12 protein-coding genes and 1 pseudogene are annotated in these 15,251 nt (G+C 61.2%); 8 read left to right on the top strand and 5 right to left on the bottom strand.

The features are described 5' to 3' along the window. Positions 1–16: 16 nt before the first annotated feature. Both ACYZT0_RS26245 and ACYZT0_RS26240 read left to right on the top strand, forming a co-directional pair. The gene (locus tag ACYZT0_RS26245) at positions 17–397 is read left to right on the top strand and encodes a RidA family protein (protein ID WP_003229509.1); all 381 of its coding nucleotides are present in this window, start codon (positions 17–19) and stop codon (positions 395–397) included. A 71-nt stretch (positions 398–468) separates the two neighbouring features. Beyond that, positions 469–1,209: a hypothetical protein gene (locus ACYZT0_RS26240; protein WP_462043645.1), complete on the top strand. Its 741-nt coding sequence runs from the start codon at positions 469–471 to the stop codon at positions 1,207–1,209. Between the two features lie 135 nt (positions 1,210–1,344). Here ACYZT0_RS26240 and ACYZT0_RS26235 read toward each other — a convergent pair whose 3' ends face one another. Further along, complete coding sequence (locus ACYZT0_RS26235; RefSeq protein WP_462043644.1) at positions 1,345–2,202, bottom strand: SDR family oxidoreductase; 858 nt, start codon at positions 2,200–2,202, stop codon at positions 1,345–1,347. 189 nt (positions 2,203–2,391) lie between these two features. Between ACYZT0_RS26235 and exbB the strand changes: the two genes are divergently transcribed. From exbB to ACYZT0_RS26205, 6 genes are all read left to right on the top strand, one after another. Then, positions 2,392–3,348 (top strand): tonB-system energizer ExbB, encoded by a 957-nt coding sequence (exbB, locus tag ACYZT0_RS26230; protein WP_462043643.1) that lies wholly within the window; start codon positions 2,392–2,394, stop codon positions 3,346–3,348. A 6-nt stretch (positions 3,349–3,354) separates the two neighbouring features. Further along, positions 3,355–3,783, top strand: coding sequence for a TonB system transport protein ExbD (gene exbD, locus ACYZT0_RS26225; protein ID WP_129439980.1), 429 nt, complete (start codon positions 3,355–3,357; stop codon positions 3,781–3,783). After that, a complete protein-coding gene (locus ACYZT0_RS26220; RefSeq protein WP_462043642.1) occupies positions 3,780–4,529 on the top strand; it encodes an energy transducer TonB family protein in 750 nt (249 codons plus the stop codon). Before exbD ends, ACYZT0_RS26220 begins: the two co-directional genes overlap by 4 nt. A 277-nt stretch (positions 4,530–4,806) precedes the next feature. Further along, complete coding sequence (locus tag ACYZT0_RS26215) at positions 4,807–5,736, top strand: LysR substrate-binding domain-containing protein (protein ID WP_462043641.1); 930 nt, start codon at positions 4,807–4,809, stop codon at positions 5,734–5,736. Positions 5,737–5,745: 9 nt separating this feature from the next. Continuing rightward, positions 5,746–7,821, top strand: coding sequence for an ATP-dependent DNA helicase RecG (gene recG / locus ACYZT0_RS26210; protein WP_462043640.1), 2,076 nt, complete (start codon positions 5,746–5,748; stop codon positions 7,819–7,821). A 78-nt stretch (positions 7,822–7,899) separates the two neighbouring features. Next, positions 7,900–9,300 (top strand): aminoacyl-tRNA deacylase and HDOD domain-containing protein, encoded by a 1,401-nt coding sequence (locus tag ACYZT0_RS26205; RefSeq protein ID WP_462043639.1) that lies wholly within the window; start codon positions 7,900–7,902, stop codon positions 9,298–9,300. Between the two features lie 152 nt (positions 9,301–9,452). On the opposite strand, the gene ACYZT0_RS26200 is transcribed toward ACYZT0_RS26205, so the two are convergent. From ACYZT0_RS26200 to tssM, 4 genes and pseudogenes are all read right to left on the bottom strand, one after another. After that, positions 9,453–9,836, bottom strand: coding sequence for a helicase (locus ACYZT0_RS26200; RefSeq protein WP_462043638.1), 384 nt, complete (start codon positions 9,834–9,836; stop codon positions 9,453–9,455). 120 nt (positions 9,837–9,956) lie between these two features. Next, positions 9,957–10,979, bottom strand: a complete 1,023-nt coding sequence (locus ACYZT0_RS26195; RefSeq protein ID WP_462043637.1) for a serine/threonine-protein kinase — start codon at positions 10,977–10,979, stop codon at positions 9,957–9,959. Then, a pseudogene (locus ACYZT0_RS26190) lies at positions 10,976–11,705 on the bottom strand (PP2C family protein-serine/threonine phosphatase). Before ACYZT0_RS26190 ends, ACYZT0_RS26195 begins: the two are co-directional and overlap by 4 nt. Next, complete coding sequence (gene tssM / locus ACYZT0_RS26185) at positions 11,705–15,241, bottom strand: type VI secretion system membrane subunit TssM (protein WP_462043636.1); 3,537 nt, start codon at positions 15,239–15,241, stop codon at positions 11,705–11,707. The pseudogene ACYZT0_RS26190 and the gene tssM overlap by 1 nt, the downstream one beginning before the upstream one ends. Positions 15,242–15,251: the final 10 nt, after the last annotated feature.

The raw sequence follows: 15,251 nt of genomic DNA, 5'->3' as shown, positions 1-15,251 counted from the left end.
TTACAAGGAGTCATTCATGACCAAAACAGTTATCACCAGCGACAAGGCCCCGGCCGCCATCGGTACTTACTCCCAGGCGATCAAGGCTGGCAACACCGTTTACATGTCGGGTCAAATTCCTCTGGACCCAAAAACCATGGAACTGGTTGAAGGCTTCGAAGCCCAGACCGTCCAGGTGTTCGAGAACCTTAAAGCCGTCGCCGAAGCGGCTGGCGGTTCGTTCAAGGACATCGTCAAACTGAACATCTTCCTCACCGACCTGAGCCACTTCGCCAAGGTCAACGAGATCATGGGCAAGTACTTTGACCAGCCTTATCCTGCCCGCGCCGCCATCGGCGTTGCGGCCCTGCCAAAGGGTTCGCAGGTTGAAATGGATGCCATTCTGGTCATCGAGTAATGCGTCCGGCGCAGCCCTTCACGGCTGCGCCGCTGTCGTATGTATAAAAAGCGTTTTGAAAGGATTCCACCATGCGCCAAGCGCTTGTTCTCTCGCTGCTCGCCCTATTCCTGGGCGGTTGTGCCAGCAACCCTGCCGACCGTGATATTAGCGGCACCTGGATCAATCAGTCGGCGATCGATGCTGCATCCAAAGGCGGCCCCCTGCGTGAAGCGCTCCAGGCCTATGGCCCGAACCTGGAATGGGACGTCAACACCAAGGCCAGTCAGGCCCGCTACACCAATGGTTTTGAAAACGTCGATGGCAAGCTGCTGGGCGAAGAGTCCGGTGCCTGGAAGGTCGACTTTTATGGCAGCTCTGCCAGCGAGCTGAAGCGCGACGGCAAGCAACTGAGCCAGGTCGCCAACGACAACGAGCCGGAGCAAGTCTTCGAGCGCGCTCAGGTTCAGGTGCCAGACGGCGCACCAATCGGCGCCAGCTTCGAGCGCGCGCTGTATTCGGCCTACATGGGCGGCAGCTGGAAAGTCGTCAGCGGCCCAGGTGAAGGCAATACCGTGCAATTCCAGGCTGACGGCCAGGTTGCCGGCCTGCCGGGTGCGGATCGCTACGCCTTGTGTCTGGCCGGTGATTGCGCTTCGATGAGCAGCGGTAACGACAACATGTGGCTGCAAGTGAATGGCCAGGGCAACACCTGGATCTTTGCGCGCAAGGGCAAAGAGCTGGAGATTTTCCAGACCGTGAACACCGCTCAGGCGGACGAGATGCCATCGTTCACGCCGGGTGATCGCAAGTGGTTGCTGGAAAGGCAATAACCCGGCCTAGCGCAGATCCATTGTAGGAGCGAGGCTTGCCCGCGAAGGCGATGTAACAGCCAACGTAGATGTTGGACGTTATGACGCCTTCGCGGGCAAGCCTCGCTCCTACAGTTAGTTTGTGGTGACTGGAAGTCAGCAGCGGTCTTCGAGTATCGCGGCATAGCCTTCGCGAAAGCTTGGGTACTTCGGTATCCAGCCCAAGGCCTTCGCCCGAGCATTACTGCACTGCTTGCTGCCCGTGCGCCGCACGGTCGCATCCTCAGCCCATTCAGTCACGCCCAGGTACTCACGCAACCAGTCCACCACTTCCGCCAGCGGTGCAGGTGCATCGTCGACACCGATATAGAAGTCATCCAGCGTCACCCCACGCCGATCCGCCTCAAGCAGAAACGCCATCAACCCCGCTGCATCGTCGGCATGAATACGGTTGCCATAAAGCGGGGGATCGATCGCCACGCGATAACCTCTGCGAACCTGCGTCAGCAGCCATTCGCGGCCCGGGCCGTAAATGCCGGTCAAGCGCACGATGCTGGCCGGGATGCCGCTTTGGAGTGCCACTTGCTCAGCCTCTAGCATCAATCGACCTGAATAGCCTGCTGCAATGGTCGGCGAAGTCTCGTCGACCCACTCGCCATCCTGCTGGCCATACACACTGCTGCTGGAAACAAACAGCAGGCGATTGGGCACCTGACCGTAGTCGTTCAGCCAGTCCAGCACATGCTGCAAGCCCTGCACATAAGCAGCACGATAACCGGCTTCATCGTGATCGGTGGCGGCCGCGCAATACACCAGATAATCCACCGCACCGACTGGCCAGGTCGCCGGGCAGTCTTCATTGAACAAGTCGCCGGCAACACCAATGACTCCCTCGGGCAGGCGCGAGACGTCACGCCTCAGGCCATGAACCTCCCACCCAGAAGCCACCAATTGCGTGGCCAGACGGCTGCCAACATCACCGCAGCCGGCGATCAAAACAGAAGGCGCGGACATCAGAAAACTCCCTCAAGAAAGGTACAGACTAGCGCCCGAAATGGATGAGCGGCTAGTAACGGAGGAAAAAAAGAGACGCTATTACTTTTGTTAACGAGAATTACTTGCAATAATGCCTGCCACTTTTGTTCTCGGCCTCACCAGGCCTGGAAGAGCATCTACCGTTTTTCTTTCTCAGGTCCGGCCAGCATGACACGCAATCAATTCCCCGCTTCGCCAACCAAACGACCTCGCGCCTGGAGCGCGGTAGCCGCCCTGCTGATCAGCTTGATGCTGGCGCCGACTGCCGCGTTCGCTGACGCACAAGCGCCAGTCGCTCCGGCCGCCACGGCTGCTCAAGCGCCAGCGGATCACGCCGCATCGGCCGTTACCCCCGCCCAAGCCGTAGACACCACCGCCGAAGACGCTCCTGAAGTCCTCGAAGCCGACAACTCCCTGGGCATGGCCCACGACCTGTCGCCATGGGGCATGTACCAGAACGCCGACATCATCGTGAAAATCGTGATGATCGGTCTGGCCATCGCCTCGATCATCACCTGGACCATCTGGATCGCCAAGGGTTTCGAGCTGATGGGCGCCAAGCGTCGTCTGCGCACTGAAATCGTCCACCTGAAGAAAGCCACCACCCTTAAAGCAGCCAGTGCTTCGGCAACCAAGGCCGGCACCCTCGCCAACCTGTTGGTGCACGATGCACTGGAAGAAATGAAGCTGTCGGCCAACAGTCGCGAGAAAGAAGGCATCAAGGAACGTGTCAGTTTCCGCCTCGAGCGTCTCGTTGCAGCCTGCGGTCGCAACATGAGCAGCGGCACCGGCGTGCTCGCCACCATCGGCTCTACCGCGCCGTTCGTCGGCCTGTTCGGCACCGTGTGGGGCATCATGAACAGCTTCATCGGCATCGCCAAAACCCAGACCACCAACCTCGCCGTCGTGGCTCCCGGCATCGCCGAAGCCCTGCTGGCGACTGCACTGGGTCTGGTTGCCGCGATTCCGGCCGTTGTGATCTACAACGTCTTTGCCCGCTCCATCGCCGGTTACAAGGCGCAGGTGTCCGACGCTTCGGCGGAAGTCCTGCTGCTGGTCAGCCGCGACCTCGACCACCTGCCGCCCGAGCGCAGCTCGCAACCGCACATGGTGAAAGTGGGGTAATCGGCCATGGGCCTGCATTTGAAAGAAGGCGCAGACGACGATCTGGCCGAGAACCACGAAATCAACGTCACACCGTTCATCGACGTGATGCTGGTGCTGTTGATCATCTTCATGGTGGCGGCCCCGCTCGCCACCGTGGACATCAAGGTCGACCTGCCCGCCTCGAGTGCCAAACCGGCGCCACGGCCAGAGAAACCGGTGTTCCTCAGCGTCAAGGCTGACCAGCGCCTGTTCCTCGGCGAAGACGAAGTGAAGGCCGAAGCACTCGGCGCCACCCTCGACGCCAAGACCAAAGGCAAGAAAGACACGACGATCTTCTTCCAGGCCGATAAAGGTGTGGACTACGGCGACTTGATGAGCGTGATGGACAACTTGCGCTCCGCCGGTTACCTGAAGGTGGGTCTGGTCGGACTCGAGACGGCAGTCAAGAAATGATCACGACGCGCCAAAAGCTGACGCGTTACAGCGCGAGCCTGGCCGTGGTGCTGGGCGTCCATGCGCTGGCCATTGCACTGGCGCTGAACTGGACGTCGCGCCCACCGATCGAGCTGCCGCCGCAGGCGATGATGGTCGAGTTGGCGCCGGTTCCGGCCCCGCCACCGCCGGCACCGCCGAAGGTCATCACGCCGCCGCAGCCACCGGCGCCGGTAGAGGAACTGCCGATACCGAAACTGGCTGAAGTGCCGAAGGCCGAGATTGCGGTGCCGAAACCGGTCAAACCCAAGCCCAAGCCTCAACCGCCCAAGCCTGTGGAGAAAAAGCCGGAACCGCCTAAAGAGAAGCCGTCCGAGGAAAAACCGAGCGACGCGCAACCGACTCAGGCGCCAACGGAAAAATCCGCACAACCGGCACCGGGTCCATCACCGGCCCAGCAAGCGGCCAAGGCCAGTTGGCAGAGCGAATTGCTCGCGCATTTGGCCAAGCATAAGAAGTATCCACCCGCTGCAAGGATGCGGAACAAGGAAGGTGTGAACCGTCTACGTTTCGTGATGGATGCGCAAGGTAATGTGTTGTCGTTCGAACTGGCGAGCCCTTCCGGCAACGCCGATCTGGACCGCGCCACCCTGCAAATGATCCGCGAGGCTCAACCACTGCCCAAGCCACCGGCGGATATGCTGACCAACGGCTCCATCGAAATCGTTGCACCGTTTGTTTACTCGCTGGAAAAACGCCGGCGTTAAGCAAATACGCAGTCCCTTGTAGGAGCCGAGCTTGCTGGCGATGAGGCCCTAACATTCAGCATCTTCGTTGACTGATATACCGCTATCGCGAGCAAGCTCGGCTCCTACAGGTTATGTGGCGGCCACAAGATCTTTTAAAGGCACCGAAAGGTGCCTTTTGCATATCCACCAGCGGCAAACCCGCTTTGCCCGGTGTCACTCAACACACTCAGTCTGATAACGTGCGTCTATCGATTGCAGCCGGTATGCTTGGCCCGCAACTTCATGGACGCTTGCTATGACTCTTACAGAATTACGCTACATCGTTACCCTCGCCCAAGAGCAGCACTTCGGCCACGCGGCCGAGCGTTGCCATGTCAGCCAGCCGACCCTGTCGGTGGGCGTGAAAAAGCTTGAAGACGAACTCGGTGTGCTGATTTTCGAGCGCAGCAAGAGTGCCGTGCGCCTGACCCCGGTTGGCGAAGGCATTGTCGCCCAGGCGCAAAAAGTCCTGGAGCAGGCCCAAGGCATCCGCGAACTGGCCCAAGCCGGCAAGAACCAGCTGACCGCGCCGCTGAAAGTCGGCGCCATCTACACCGTCGGCCCGTACCTGTTTCCGCACCTGATTCCACAACTGCACCGGGTCGCCCCGCAGATGCCGTTGTACATCGAAGAAAACTTCACCCACGTGCTGCGCGACAAATTGCGCAACGGCGAGCTCGACGCGATCATCATCGCCCTGCCGTTCAACGAAGCCGACGTGCTGACCCTGCAACTCTACGACGAGCCGTTCTACGTCCTGATGCCGGCCCAGCACCCCTGGACCCAAAAAGAATCCATCGACGCCAGCCTGCTCAACGACAAGAGCCTGCTGCTGCTCGGCGAAGGCCACTGCTTCCGTGATCAAGTGTTGGAAGCGTGCCCGACCCTGGCCAAAGGCAACGACGGCGCCAAGCACACCACGGTGGAATCCAGCTCCCTGGAAACCATCCGCCACATGGTTGCGTCCGGCCTGGGTATCTCGATTCTGCCGCTATCGGCCGTGGACAGCCATCACTACGCCCCCGGCGTGATCGAAGTGCGCCCATTGTCGCCTCCGGTGCCGTTTCGCACCGTGGCCATCGCCTGGCGAGCGAGCTTCCCGCGGCCGAAGGCAATTGAGATCCTCGCTGACTCCATTCGCCTGTGCTCGGTGGCCAAGCCGCAAGCACCGGTGGTTGCGGCCTAAGTCGCTGCCATGACCGAGTTGTCGCAAGTGTCGGTGACGGCACTCAAGGGTGTCGGCGAAGCCATGGCCGAGAAATTGGCCAAGGTCGGCCTGGAGAATCTCCAGGACGTGCTATTCCACCTGCCGCTACGCTATCAGGACCGCACTCGCGTGGTTCCGATCGGCCATTTGCGACCGGGCCAGGACGCCGTGATCGAAGGCACCGTCAGCGGCGCCGACGTGGTCATGGGCCGCCGCCGAAGCCTGGTGGTGCGCCTGCAGGACGGCACTGGCGGGCTCAGCCTGCGTTTCTACCATTTCAGCAATGCCCAGAAAGAAGGCCTCAAACGCGGCACGCGCATTCGCTGCTACGGCGAAGCGCGGCCCGGTGCATCGGGGCTGGAAATCTATCACCCGGAATACCGCGCCATCACTGGCGACGAGCCGCCGCCGGTGGATGAAACCCTGACCCCGGTCTACCCGCTCACCGAAGGCCTGACCCAGCAGCGCTTGCGCCAGTTGTGCATGCAGACCCTGACGATGCTCGGCCCGACCAGCCTGCCCGACTGGCTGCCGACTGAACTGGCGCGGGATTATCAACTGGCACCGCTGGCCGATGCGATCCGCTACCTGCATCACCCACCCGCCGATGCCGATGTCGACGAACTCGCCCTCGGTCATCACTGGGCGCAGCACCGTCTGGCCTTCGAAGAACTCCTGACGCATCAACTGTCCCAGCAGCGCCTGCGCGAGAGCATGCGTTCCCTGCGCGCGCCGGCGATGCCAAATGCCACCCGGCTGCCGGCCCAGTATCTGGCCAATCTTGGCTTCACTCCGACCGGCGCTCAGCAACGGGTCGGCAACGAAATCGCTTACGACCTCAATCAGCACGAACCCATGTTGCGGCTGATTCAGGGCGACGTTGGCGCCGGTAAAACCGTGGTCGCAGCCCTCGCTGCACTCCAGGCCTTGGAGGCCGGGTATCAAGTGGCACTCATGGCGCCCACCGAGATTCTCGCCGAGCAGCATTTCATCACCTTCAAACGCTGGCTCGAACCGCTGGGCATTGAAGTGGCGTGGCTGGCCGGCAAGCTCAAAGGCAAGAACCGCGTGGCCGCACTGGAGCAAATCGCCAGCGGCACGCCGATGGTGGTCGGCACCCACGCGCTGTTCCAGGACGAGGTGAAATTCAAGAACCTGGCCTTGGTAATCATTGATGAACAACACCGCTTCGGTGTGCAGCAGCGCCTGGCGTTGCGGCAGAAAGGTGTCGGCGGGCGGATGTGTCCGCACCAGCTGATCATGACCGCGACACCGATTCCGCGGACGCTGGCCATGAGCGCCTACGCCGACCTCGACACCTCGATCCTCGACGAACTGCCGCCCGGTCGAACCCCGGTGAACACCGTGCTGATCACCGATACCCGACGCGTCGAAGTCATCGAGCGGGTGCGCGGTGCCTGTGCCGAAGGACGTCAGGCCTATTGGGTGTGCACGCTGATCGAAGAGTCAGAAGAGCTGACCTGCCAAGCCGCCGAAACCACTTACGAAGACCTCACCGCCGCCCTCGGCGAGCTGAAGGTCGGGCTCATCCACGGTCGCATGAAGCCCGTCGAGAAAGCCGCCGTCATGGCCGAATTCAAGGCCGGCAACCTGCAACTGCTGGTCGCGACCACCGTGATCGAAGTCGGCGTCGACGTGCCCAACGCCAGCCTGATGATCATCGAAAACCCTGAACGCCTCGGGCTCGCGCAGCTGCACCAGTTGCGCGGTCGCGTTGGTCGAGGCAGCGCCGCCAGCCATTGCGTGCTGCTTTACCATCCGCCGCTGTCACAAATCGGTCGTCAGCGACTGGGCATCATGCGCGAAACCAACGACGGTTTTGTCATCGCCGAAAAAGACCTCGAGCTGCGCGGCCCCGGCGAATTGCTCGGTACGCGTCAGACCGGCCTACTGCAATTCAAGGTCGCCGACCTGATGCGCGACGCCGATCTGTTGCCCGCCGTGCGCGACGCCGCCCAGGCGCTGCTGGAGCGCTGGCCGGATCACGTCAGTCCACTGCTCGACCGCTGGCTACGTCATGGGCAGCAATACGGCCAAGTGTGAGCACCGTCGCAGTTTCTGAACCCTCGTTCTGAGCAAGCTGGTTATACTCCTGCCATTGTTTTAAAACGGATATAGACCATGACCGAAGTTGCCCTCGCACCCGCCACCCCGCACGCTCCGTCGGTTATTCGGCTGCTGCTGGGCAAACTGGGTATCGCCTACGAAGAAGTCCTCGACCATCACGGCCTGAACGCCGCACGCAAAGTGCAGGCTGTTCTGCTTGATGACTCCGTGGGCGCGCTCATGGTGCTGTTCCCGCAGAGCCAATTGCTGGACCTCAATCGCCTGGCCGAACTGACGGGCCGCCGCCTCACCGCCGTGCCCACCGAACGCCTGGTAAAAATGCTCGGCAAACACAACCTGAGCCTGCTGCCCGGCCTGCCGGCGCTCACCAGTTCACCGTGCCTGTATGAAGAAAGCCTGCTGCGCGAACCGAAGTTGCTGATCAACTCGGACGAACCGGGCGTGTTGCTGGAAGTCACCAGCGAAGACTTCAAGACCATGCTGACCAAGGCCAGCGCCGCCAACTTCGGCGAAGCGCTGACCCTCATTCGCCCGAACCTCGACCGCCCTCACGATGACCGTGAGGAAATCACCCAGGCCGTTCAAGCGTTCACCGCGCGGCGTATCCAGCAGCGTCTGGAAGAGACCATCGAAATTCCGCCGCTGGCCGAGACCGCGCAGAAAATCATCAAACTGCGTGTCGATCCCAACGCCACCATCGACGACATCACCGGCGTCGTCGAAACCGACCCGGCCCTGGCCGCACAGGTTGTGAGCTGGGCGGCGTCGCCGTACTACGCCTCGCCGGGCAAGATTCGCTCAGTGGAAGACGCCATCGTCCGGGTCCTGGGTTTCGACCTGGTGATCAACCTGGCGCTGGGCCTGGCGCTTGGCAAAACCCTGAGCCTGCCGAAAGACCATCCGCAACACACCACGCCGTACTGGCAGCAGTCGATCTACACCGCCGCCGTCATCGAAGGCCTTACCCGCGCCATGCCGCGCGCCCAGCGCCCGGAAGCCGGCCTGACCTACCTCGCCGGCCTGCTGCACAACTTCGGCTACTTGCTGCTGGCCCACGTGTTCCCGCCGCACTTCTCGCTGATCTGCCGCCACCTGGAGGTCAACCCGCACCTGTGCCACAGCTACGTCGAGCAACACTTGCTGGGCATCAGCCGCGAACAGATCGGCTCCTGGCTGATGCGCTACTGGGACATGCCCGACGAGCTGGCCACTGCGCTGCGCTTCCAGCACGACCCGAGCTACGACGGCGATTACGCCGAGTACCCAAACCTCGTGTGTCTGGCTGTGCGTTTGCTGCGTAGCCGTGGCATTGGCTCCGGGCCAGATGAAGATATTCCGGATGCGTTGCTGGAGCGCGTCGGCCTGACTCGCGAGAAAGCCAACGACGTCGTGAGCAAAGTCCTTGAGGCTGAAGTGCTGCTGCGTGAACTGGCTTCGCAATTCACCCAGCCCTGAAAAGCTTCGTGGGCAAGTCGGATCGCCGCACCGCTCGCTCCTACGGATCAGCTAAATCCTGTAGGAGCGAGCGGTGCGGCGGTCCGACTTGCCCGCGAAGAATCCACCCCGATCCAACTGGCTCTCCCTCGCCACAGGATCGCGCAGAATTCTCAAGCCTTAGACTTAGCCTTCCTCGGCTTCAAATACTTGGTCAATCCCTGAAACCAGATCACCAACGCCGGGTTGCCCTTGATCTGAATCGACTTGTCCTGAATCCCCGTCATAAACGCCAACTGCTTGTTCTTCGCCTGCATCGTGGCAAAGCCATACGCCGCATCTTTAAAGGCAATCGCAAACGCAGGCTCGGCATGTACGCCGGACCTACTGGTAATGCGCTGATCCTTCACAAAGAAATGCCGCGCCACCTTCCCGTCCAGGGTCTGTAATTGGAATACAAGCTCCTTGTCACCCAACTGCTGCTGAAACGCAGGATTAGTCCGACTGGCCTTACCCATCAACAAACCCAGCATCCACAGAAGAAAACGAAATTTCATGCGCACAGCCTCAAAAGGAAAATGAACGGCCGGCGCAGTGTAGCGGCTTCATGAAAGAACGCCACTGTCTAGTTGAGTTAGAAGAAGATGAACTACTTTTCCAGCATTATGACCGCCAAGTCACACTTTCCGCCGAAGTTTCAGACGCTGCAGCCAAGACGAAGTGGCGCCCATAGCGTCACGCAGTTGGGCGGCAGTGATCGTTCGATCTGCCGCATCGAAAGCCAGCGCCGTTCGCAGGGCTGGCCAGCAGTGTCTCGGTAGATTCCTGGGTGCCTGCAGCTCGCGTTCGAGGTGCCCGTCGCGGGCCTCGGTCGAGGGCAAACGGCGGAACGGGTGTTTACCGCCCGCCAATTCGTACAACACGCAGGCCACGCCGTAGACATCCGCGCTGGCCGACAGCGGTTGGCCTTCGAGCAGTTCGGGGGCGGCGTAGCCGGGGGTCCAGGCGTTGAAGCGGTTGCGGCTCAGGTGTGGCAGGCCGGGCAAGATGCCCTCCTCGGCCTGGCCCAGACCGAAGTCGAACAGGCGCACACCTTCTTCGCTGAGCATGACGTTGCTCGGCTTCATGTCGCCGTGCAGCACGCCGCGAGCGTGGGCGAAGGCCAGCGCGTCGAGCAGCGGCAGCGCGATGTCGCGCAGTTCTTTCCACGGCAGGCCCAGCGGCCGCTCGCAAAATAATTTGTCCAGGGTCAGCCCACGCATGAGTTCCATGGTGATGAAGGCGCGCTGGCAGTCGGTGTCCACTTCAAAACTGTGCAAACGCAGCACGTTGTCGTGGCGCAGTCGTCGGGTCAGGGCGAACTCGCTGTAGAGCAAGGCACTGGCGTCCGGCGATTCGGCAAATTCTTCGCTGAGGATTTTCAGCGCGATGTAAGGGTCGGGATCGCCGAACTGCTCGCTCAGCAGATCCCGTGCGCGGTAAACCGCGCCCATGCCGCCAGCACCGAGCAGGCGCTCGATGCGGTAACGGCCTGCCAACACGTCGGGCATTTCGCCGACGCTGGCCTTTGTTGGCGCCAGCGCGGGCTCTGCTTTATGCGGCTTTCCGTTCAGAGGCGTGGCGAACGCAAAGTAAGTCAGGTTATTGGCTTCCTCGTCGGTCACCTGCAGGTCGTCGAGCGGCGGCATGAGTTCAGTCATTTTCGGATCACCACAGCCGTCAGGTTGTCCCGGGCCGAGCCCCGCAGAGCGCCGTCGAACAGACGCTCCAGCGCAACGTGCGGCGCGGTCAGGCTCAGGGGCGTTGCCCAAGGCATCAGTGCTCAACCCTTGGTACAAACCATCGCTGCACAACAGAAACGCATCGAAGGGGTAAACCTCGAGTTCAAGCACATCCAGCGTCAGCTGCTCGGCAGCCCCGACCGCACGGGTCAGGGCATGGGCAGAAGGATGCGCCTTGGCTTGTTCGACGCTCATGTGTTGCTCGTCGATCAGTTGCTGTTGCAGCGAATGGTCCTTGGACAGCTGATACAAACGCTGGCCGCGCCACAGGTAGCAGCGACTGTCGCCGGCCCAAATGCAGGCGGCGCGACTGCCTTCTACGAGCAGCGCCACCACGGTACTGCCCATGATGCTGTCGTGGCGCCCGGCCGTGACGGTCAACTCCTGACCCAAACGACGGTTCAGCCAGTGCAGGCACTGGCGTATGCCCTTGAGTCGTTCGTCGAAGTCGTCCTGCACCGGCAACTCCGCCAGGCTGGCGACGATCAACTGGCTGGCGATGTCGCCGCCCTGATGACCGCCCATGCCGTCCGCGACCACCCACAGACCCTGCTGCGGGCAGTCCAGGAAAGCATCTTCGTTGCGCGCCCGAACCTTGCCCGGATCGGTTCGCGCAGCGCTGCGCCAGGGACTGGCAACCAGCATCAGAGCTGCACCGGCATACGGAAGGTACGCAGCACGCCCATGTCGAACGGGTTCGGTGTGCGCTGGCTCGACAGCAAGTAGTTGGCGCGCAGGCCGCCTACGTCAGCTTTCAGTACCAGCACATCGCGACCGCTCAGGTACTCGGTCTGCATCAGGTCGAACAGACGGAACAGCGACCATGGGCCGGTGTTCTTCTCGATGCCGATCGGGCGGCCGACCATTTTGTCGAGGACCAGGCTGGTGCGACCGTCTTCAGCGTCGGTCGGCCATTTGAACGACACCGGCACGATCGGGCCGTGGCGGTACTCGATGGTCTTGTCGCCAAACTTGAACTCGGAACGGCTGACGGCCGGGTCGAGGGTGTACGGCTCCAGTTTGAACTGCACTTGCGGTTCGGCCGGATTGATCGAGAAGAAGCTCTGGCGAATCACTTGTGCGGCGGCCATCTGGTCGAGGTAAACCTTGGAGATCGGCATGCTATGACCGTCGATGCTACGCAGACGGTAGTTGCCTGGATCGCCACTCACGAACGGACGCATGTAGGTATCAAAGAAGCGATCGGCAATACCGTGCGCCTTGAAGAACTCGCGGAAGTCGCTGATCGCAACATCGCTGGTGCTGTGGGCGCTGAATGGATAGCGCTTGTTGATCGCCTTGCCGTAGAAGCTGTACAGCTCGCTCTGATAACGCTGGTTCAGGTATTGGTAGGAATCGTTCAGCACCAGACGCCAAGTGTCTTCAGCCAGTACGTTGAACCACACGCTGACCGGACGCGGCAGACGGTTCGAGGCATTGCGCAAGTTGCTCAGCGCATCACGCTGGCCGCTCATGCGGGTCTTGGCCATTTCGAACGCAGCCTGTTCCGGCGCACTGGCACGCGTCAGGCTCGCCAGTTGCAGTTGCAAGTCGTTAAGCGCCGTCAGCGCCGGAGTCAAATCAGCGGCCGGGCCGTTGTTGTCATCCAGTAAACGGTGCAGCGGTTCGAAGCGACGTTGCAGGGATTTCTTCGCGGTGTCGGGCAGCTGCTTTGCCATATTAGCCGCCATGCCCGATGCTTTTTCCGCTGCACCAGCGGCCAGTTTGCCGAGCTTGCCGCCCATCTCGCCCAGTTTGTCTGCTGCCTCGGAAGCCTCATCGGCACTGTCCGCGATCACCGGGAAACGGGTGTTCTCACGCACTTCCACCAGCAGTTGCAGCACTGGGGAGTTGGCGGCCGTCAGGCCAGCCAGTTGCTCGGCACCTTCACCGGCGTCGTTGATCGGTGGCAAGGCAACCTGGCCAACCGCTTCGCTCCAGAAGTTGGCGTAGTCGCGGAAGTACAGTTGCTCCAGCTCGACCATCAGGCGACGCAAGTCCATGCCGCTGATGCCCGAGCCTTCGCCCAGCACCCAGTTGTCACGCAGAAGGTCGGTGACCAGCGCAGTGCCCTGAATCGAGAAATACTGCTGATAACCCTTTTTGGTGTAGAAGCCCGGAATCACGTAATCGGTGCCAACAAACAGCACACCCTGTGGACCCAAGTGTTGGCTGAAGCGGTATTCCGGCAGGTTACGGGCCTGCTCGCGCAGCATCCGGTAAACCACGTTAACCAGCGACTCGCTGCGCAAAACCTGACGCGCCTCAGCCACCAGTTGATCGTTCAGCGGATAGACAAACGGCTGCTTCAGCAAACGCTCGAAGTGCGTGTTCAGACCGTTCTGCACCGCCGTGTTGCCGGCGTAACGAAGGGACCAGTCAGTGGCGACCCAATCTTTGAGCCACGCAGCATCGCGGCGATCTTTCATGTTCAGCATCAGGTACGCACGCAGGCTGTTGAGCAGGCGTTCGCGGTCCTTCATGTTGGCGCGAATCTGCCCTTCCAGCAGCGTCGCGACCTTCGGCAGCAGTTGCGCTTCAAGCTCATGCTCGTAGGCGTCCTTGACCACTGGATTGACGTCTTCACCTTGATACAGGCCGCCGCGCTCGTGGTACGACACGTCACCCTTTTTCGGGAAGACCTGAGTCGCCGCGTAGCGGGTGTCGAGGGTCTTGAGCACCGCCATGGAGTCGTCACGCGCGGTCAGGGCCGAGCGCTGTTGAGTCCAGTTTTGGGCCAGGTTACGCAGGTTTTCCAGACGCTCGTAGTTGGCCGAAAATCCGCCCGCCCACAGCATGCCGAACATCGCCAGTGCCGACAAAGCGCCCACGTACAGGGCACGTTGACCCCAATGGATGCGGCTGCGTTCGCGTTTGTCCAGACCGGCCAGATCGGCCTCGGGGAAAATCACTCGGCTGAGCAAGTGGTGAATGAAGCGCGAACGGCCACTGCGCAAGGTCGGCAGCACGCCGGCATTCATGCCCAGATTGGCGCCGATGCCGGCGGTGGTCTGGTCCATCTCTTGAGTCAGGTGCGGTGCGCTGGTCAGGTAGAAACCGCGCAACTGGCTGACACGCTGGTAGCGGTTGCCGGTGAACGCCATGTCGACGAACAGGCACAGGCGCTCGCCGATCTGCCCCAGTTGATGCGGGAAGTCGAGGATGCGACCACGGCGCTGGGTGTCGCGCTCCTGATGCATGCGCATGATGACTTGGCTGTTCAGGCGACGCAGCAGCTCTTCGAACTCGCTACGCAACACAGCCACATCGGTGCCGCTCTGCTCTTTGCGGAAGCTGGTGCCGAGCACCTGATCGCTTTCTTCGCGAGTCAGTTGATCGAAGAACTCGTCGAAACCAAGCAGCTTGTCAGCCTTGCTCAACACCAGATAAATCGGCACATCAACGTGGAGTTTTTGATGCACGTCTTGCAGACGGGCACGTACCTGGCGGGCCAAGGCATCGAGGTCTTGCTCGGTGTTGCCCAGCAGCATTGCTACTGGAATGGTCACCAGCACGCCGTTCAACGGACGGTTGCGGCGACGCTTGCGCAGCAGGTCGAGCAAGGTGCTCCAGGCGCTGTCATCGACTTCGTCATCCGGATGGGTCAGGTAACGCCCGGCGGTGTCGATCAGCACACCGTGGTCGGCGAAATACCAGTCGCAATGACGGGTGCCAAGGGTGTCGCGGGTCAGCTTGCGGTCGATCTTGTTGATCGGAAACTCAAGGCCCGAGAAGTCCAGCAAACTGGTCTTGCCGCTGGCTTGTGGACCGATCAGCAAGTACCAGGGCAAATCGCTGCGCCAGCGTTCGCTGCGACCGCGATAGAGGCTCGAGGTCTTCAGGGTTTTCAACGCATCCTTGAAGTGCACGCGAAGCTCTTTCTGCTCTTCGTCGATCAGCTCTTCACGGCGGACACGGTCCTGGCCGTCTTCAGTGTCTTCGATGGCTTTCTTGCGTACGCCAGCGCGCCAGCTGACGAAGACCATGCTCAGGCCCCAGATCAGGAACAGCACACTGATGGTCAGCAGGCGGGAGGTCGAACCTTCCCAGAACTTGTAGTCATCGATCGCCAGCAGCGGCCCGACGAACCACACCAGCAGCGCGACAAACAGCACCACCAGCAAGGCCCAGACCCAGGTCTGGCGCAAGAGTGTGCCGACTTTCTTGAAAAACTTTTTCATCACACGTCCC

Source organism: Pseudomonas sp. ZS1P83 (genome assembly GCF_054897825.1).
The sequence above is the reverse complement of the archived record's forward strand: the minus strand, read 5'-3'. Positions and strand labels throughout refer to the sequence as shown.

What these genes read in the sequence shown, in the direction of transcription:
- ACYZT0_RS26195 (WP_462043637.1), bottom strand. Translation starts at nt 10,979, where the DNA reads ATGACTGAACTCATGCCGCCGCTCGACGACCTGCAGGTGACCGACGAG.
- ACYZT0_RS26245 (WP_003229509.1), top strand. Translation starts at nt 17, where the DNA reads ATGACCAAAACAGTTATCACCAGCGACAAGGCCCCGGCCGCCATCGGT.
- exbD (WP_129439980.1), top strand. Translation starts at nt 3,355, where the DNA reads ATGGGCCTGCATTTGAAAGAAGGCGCAGACGACGATCTGGCCGAGAAC.
- ACYZT0_RS26240 (WP_462043645.1), top strand. Translation starts at nt 469, where the DNA reads ATGCGCCAAGCGCTTGTTCTCTCGCTGCTCGCCCTATTCCTGGGCGGT.
- exbB (WP_462043643.1), top strand. Translation starts at nt 2,392, where the DNA reads ATGACACGCAATCAATTCCCCGCTTCGCCAACCAAACGACCTCGCGCC.
- ACYZT0_RS26205 (WP_462043639.1), top strand. Translation starts at nt 7,900, where the DNA reads ATGACCGAAGTTGCCCTCGCACCCGCCACCCCGCACGCTCCGTCGGTT.
- recG (WP_462043640.1), top strand. Translation starts at nt 5,746, where the DNA reads ATGACCGAGTTGTCGCAAGTGTCGGTGACGGCACTCAAGGGTGTCGGC.
- ACYZT0_RS26200 (WP_462043638.1), bottom strand. Translation starts at nt 9,836, where the DNA reads ATGAAATTTCGTTTTCTTCTGTGGATGCTGGGTTTGTTGATGGGTAAG.
- ACYZT0_RS26220 (WP_462043642.1), top strand. Translation starts at nt 3,780, where the DNA reads ATGATCACGACGCGCCAAAAGCTGACGCGTTACAGCGCGAGCCTGGCC.
- ACYZT0_RS26215 (WP_462043641.1), top strand. Translation starts at nt 4,807, where the DNA reads ATGACTCTTACAGAATTACGCTACATCGTTACCCTCGCCCAAGAGCAG.
- tssM (WP_462043636.1), bottom strand. Translation starts at nt 15,241, where the DNA reads ATGAAAAAGTTTTTCAAGAAAGTCGGCACACTCTTGCGCCAGACCTGG.
- ACYZT0_RS26235 (WP_462043644.1), bottom strand. Translation starts at nt 2,202, where the DNA reads ATGTCCGCGCCTTCTGTTTTGATCGCCGGCTGCGGTGATGTTGGCAGC.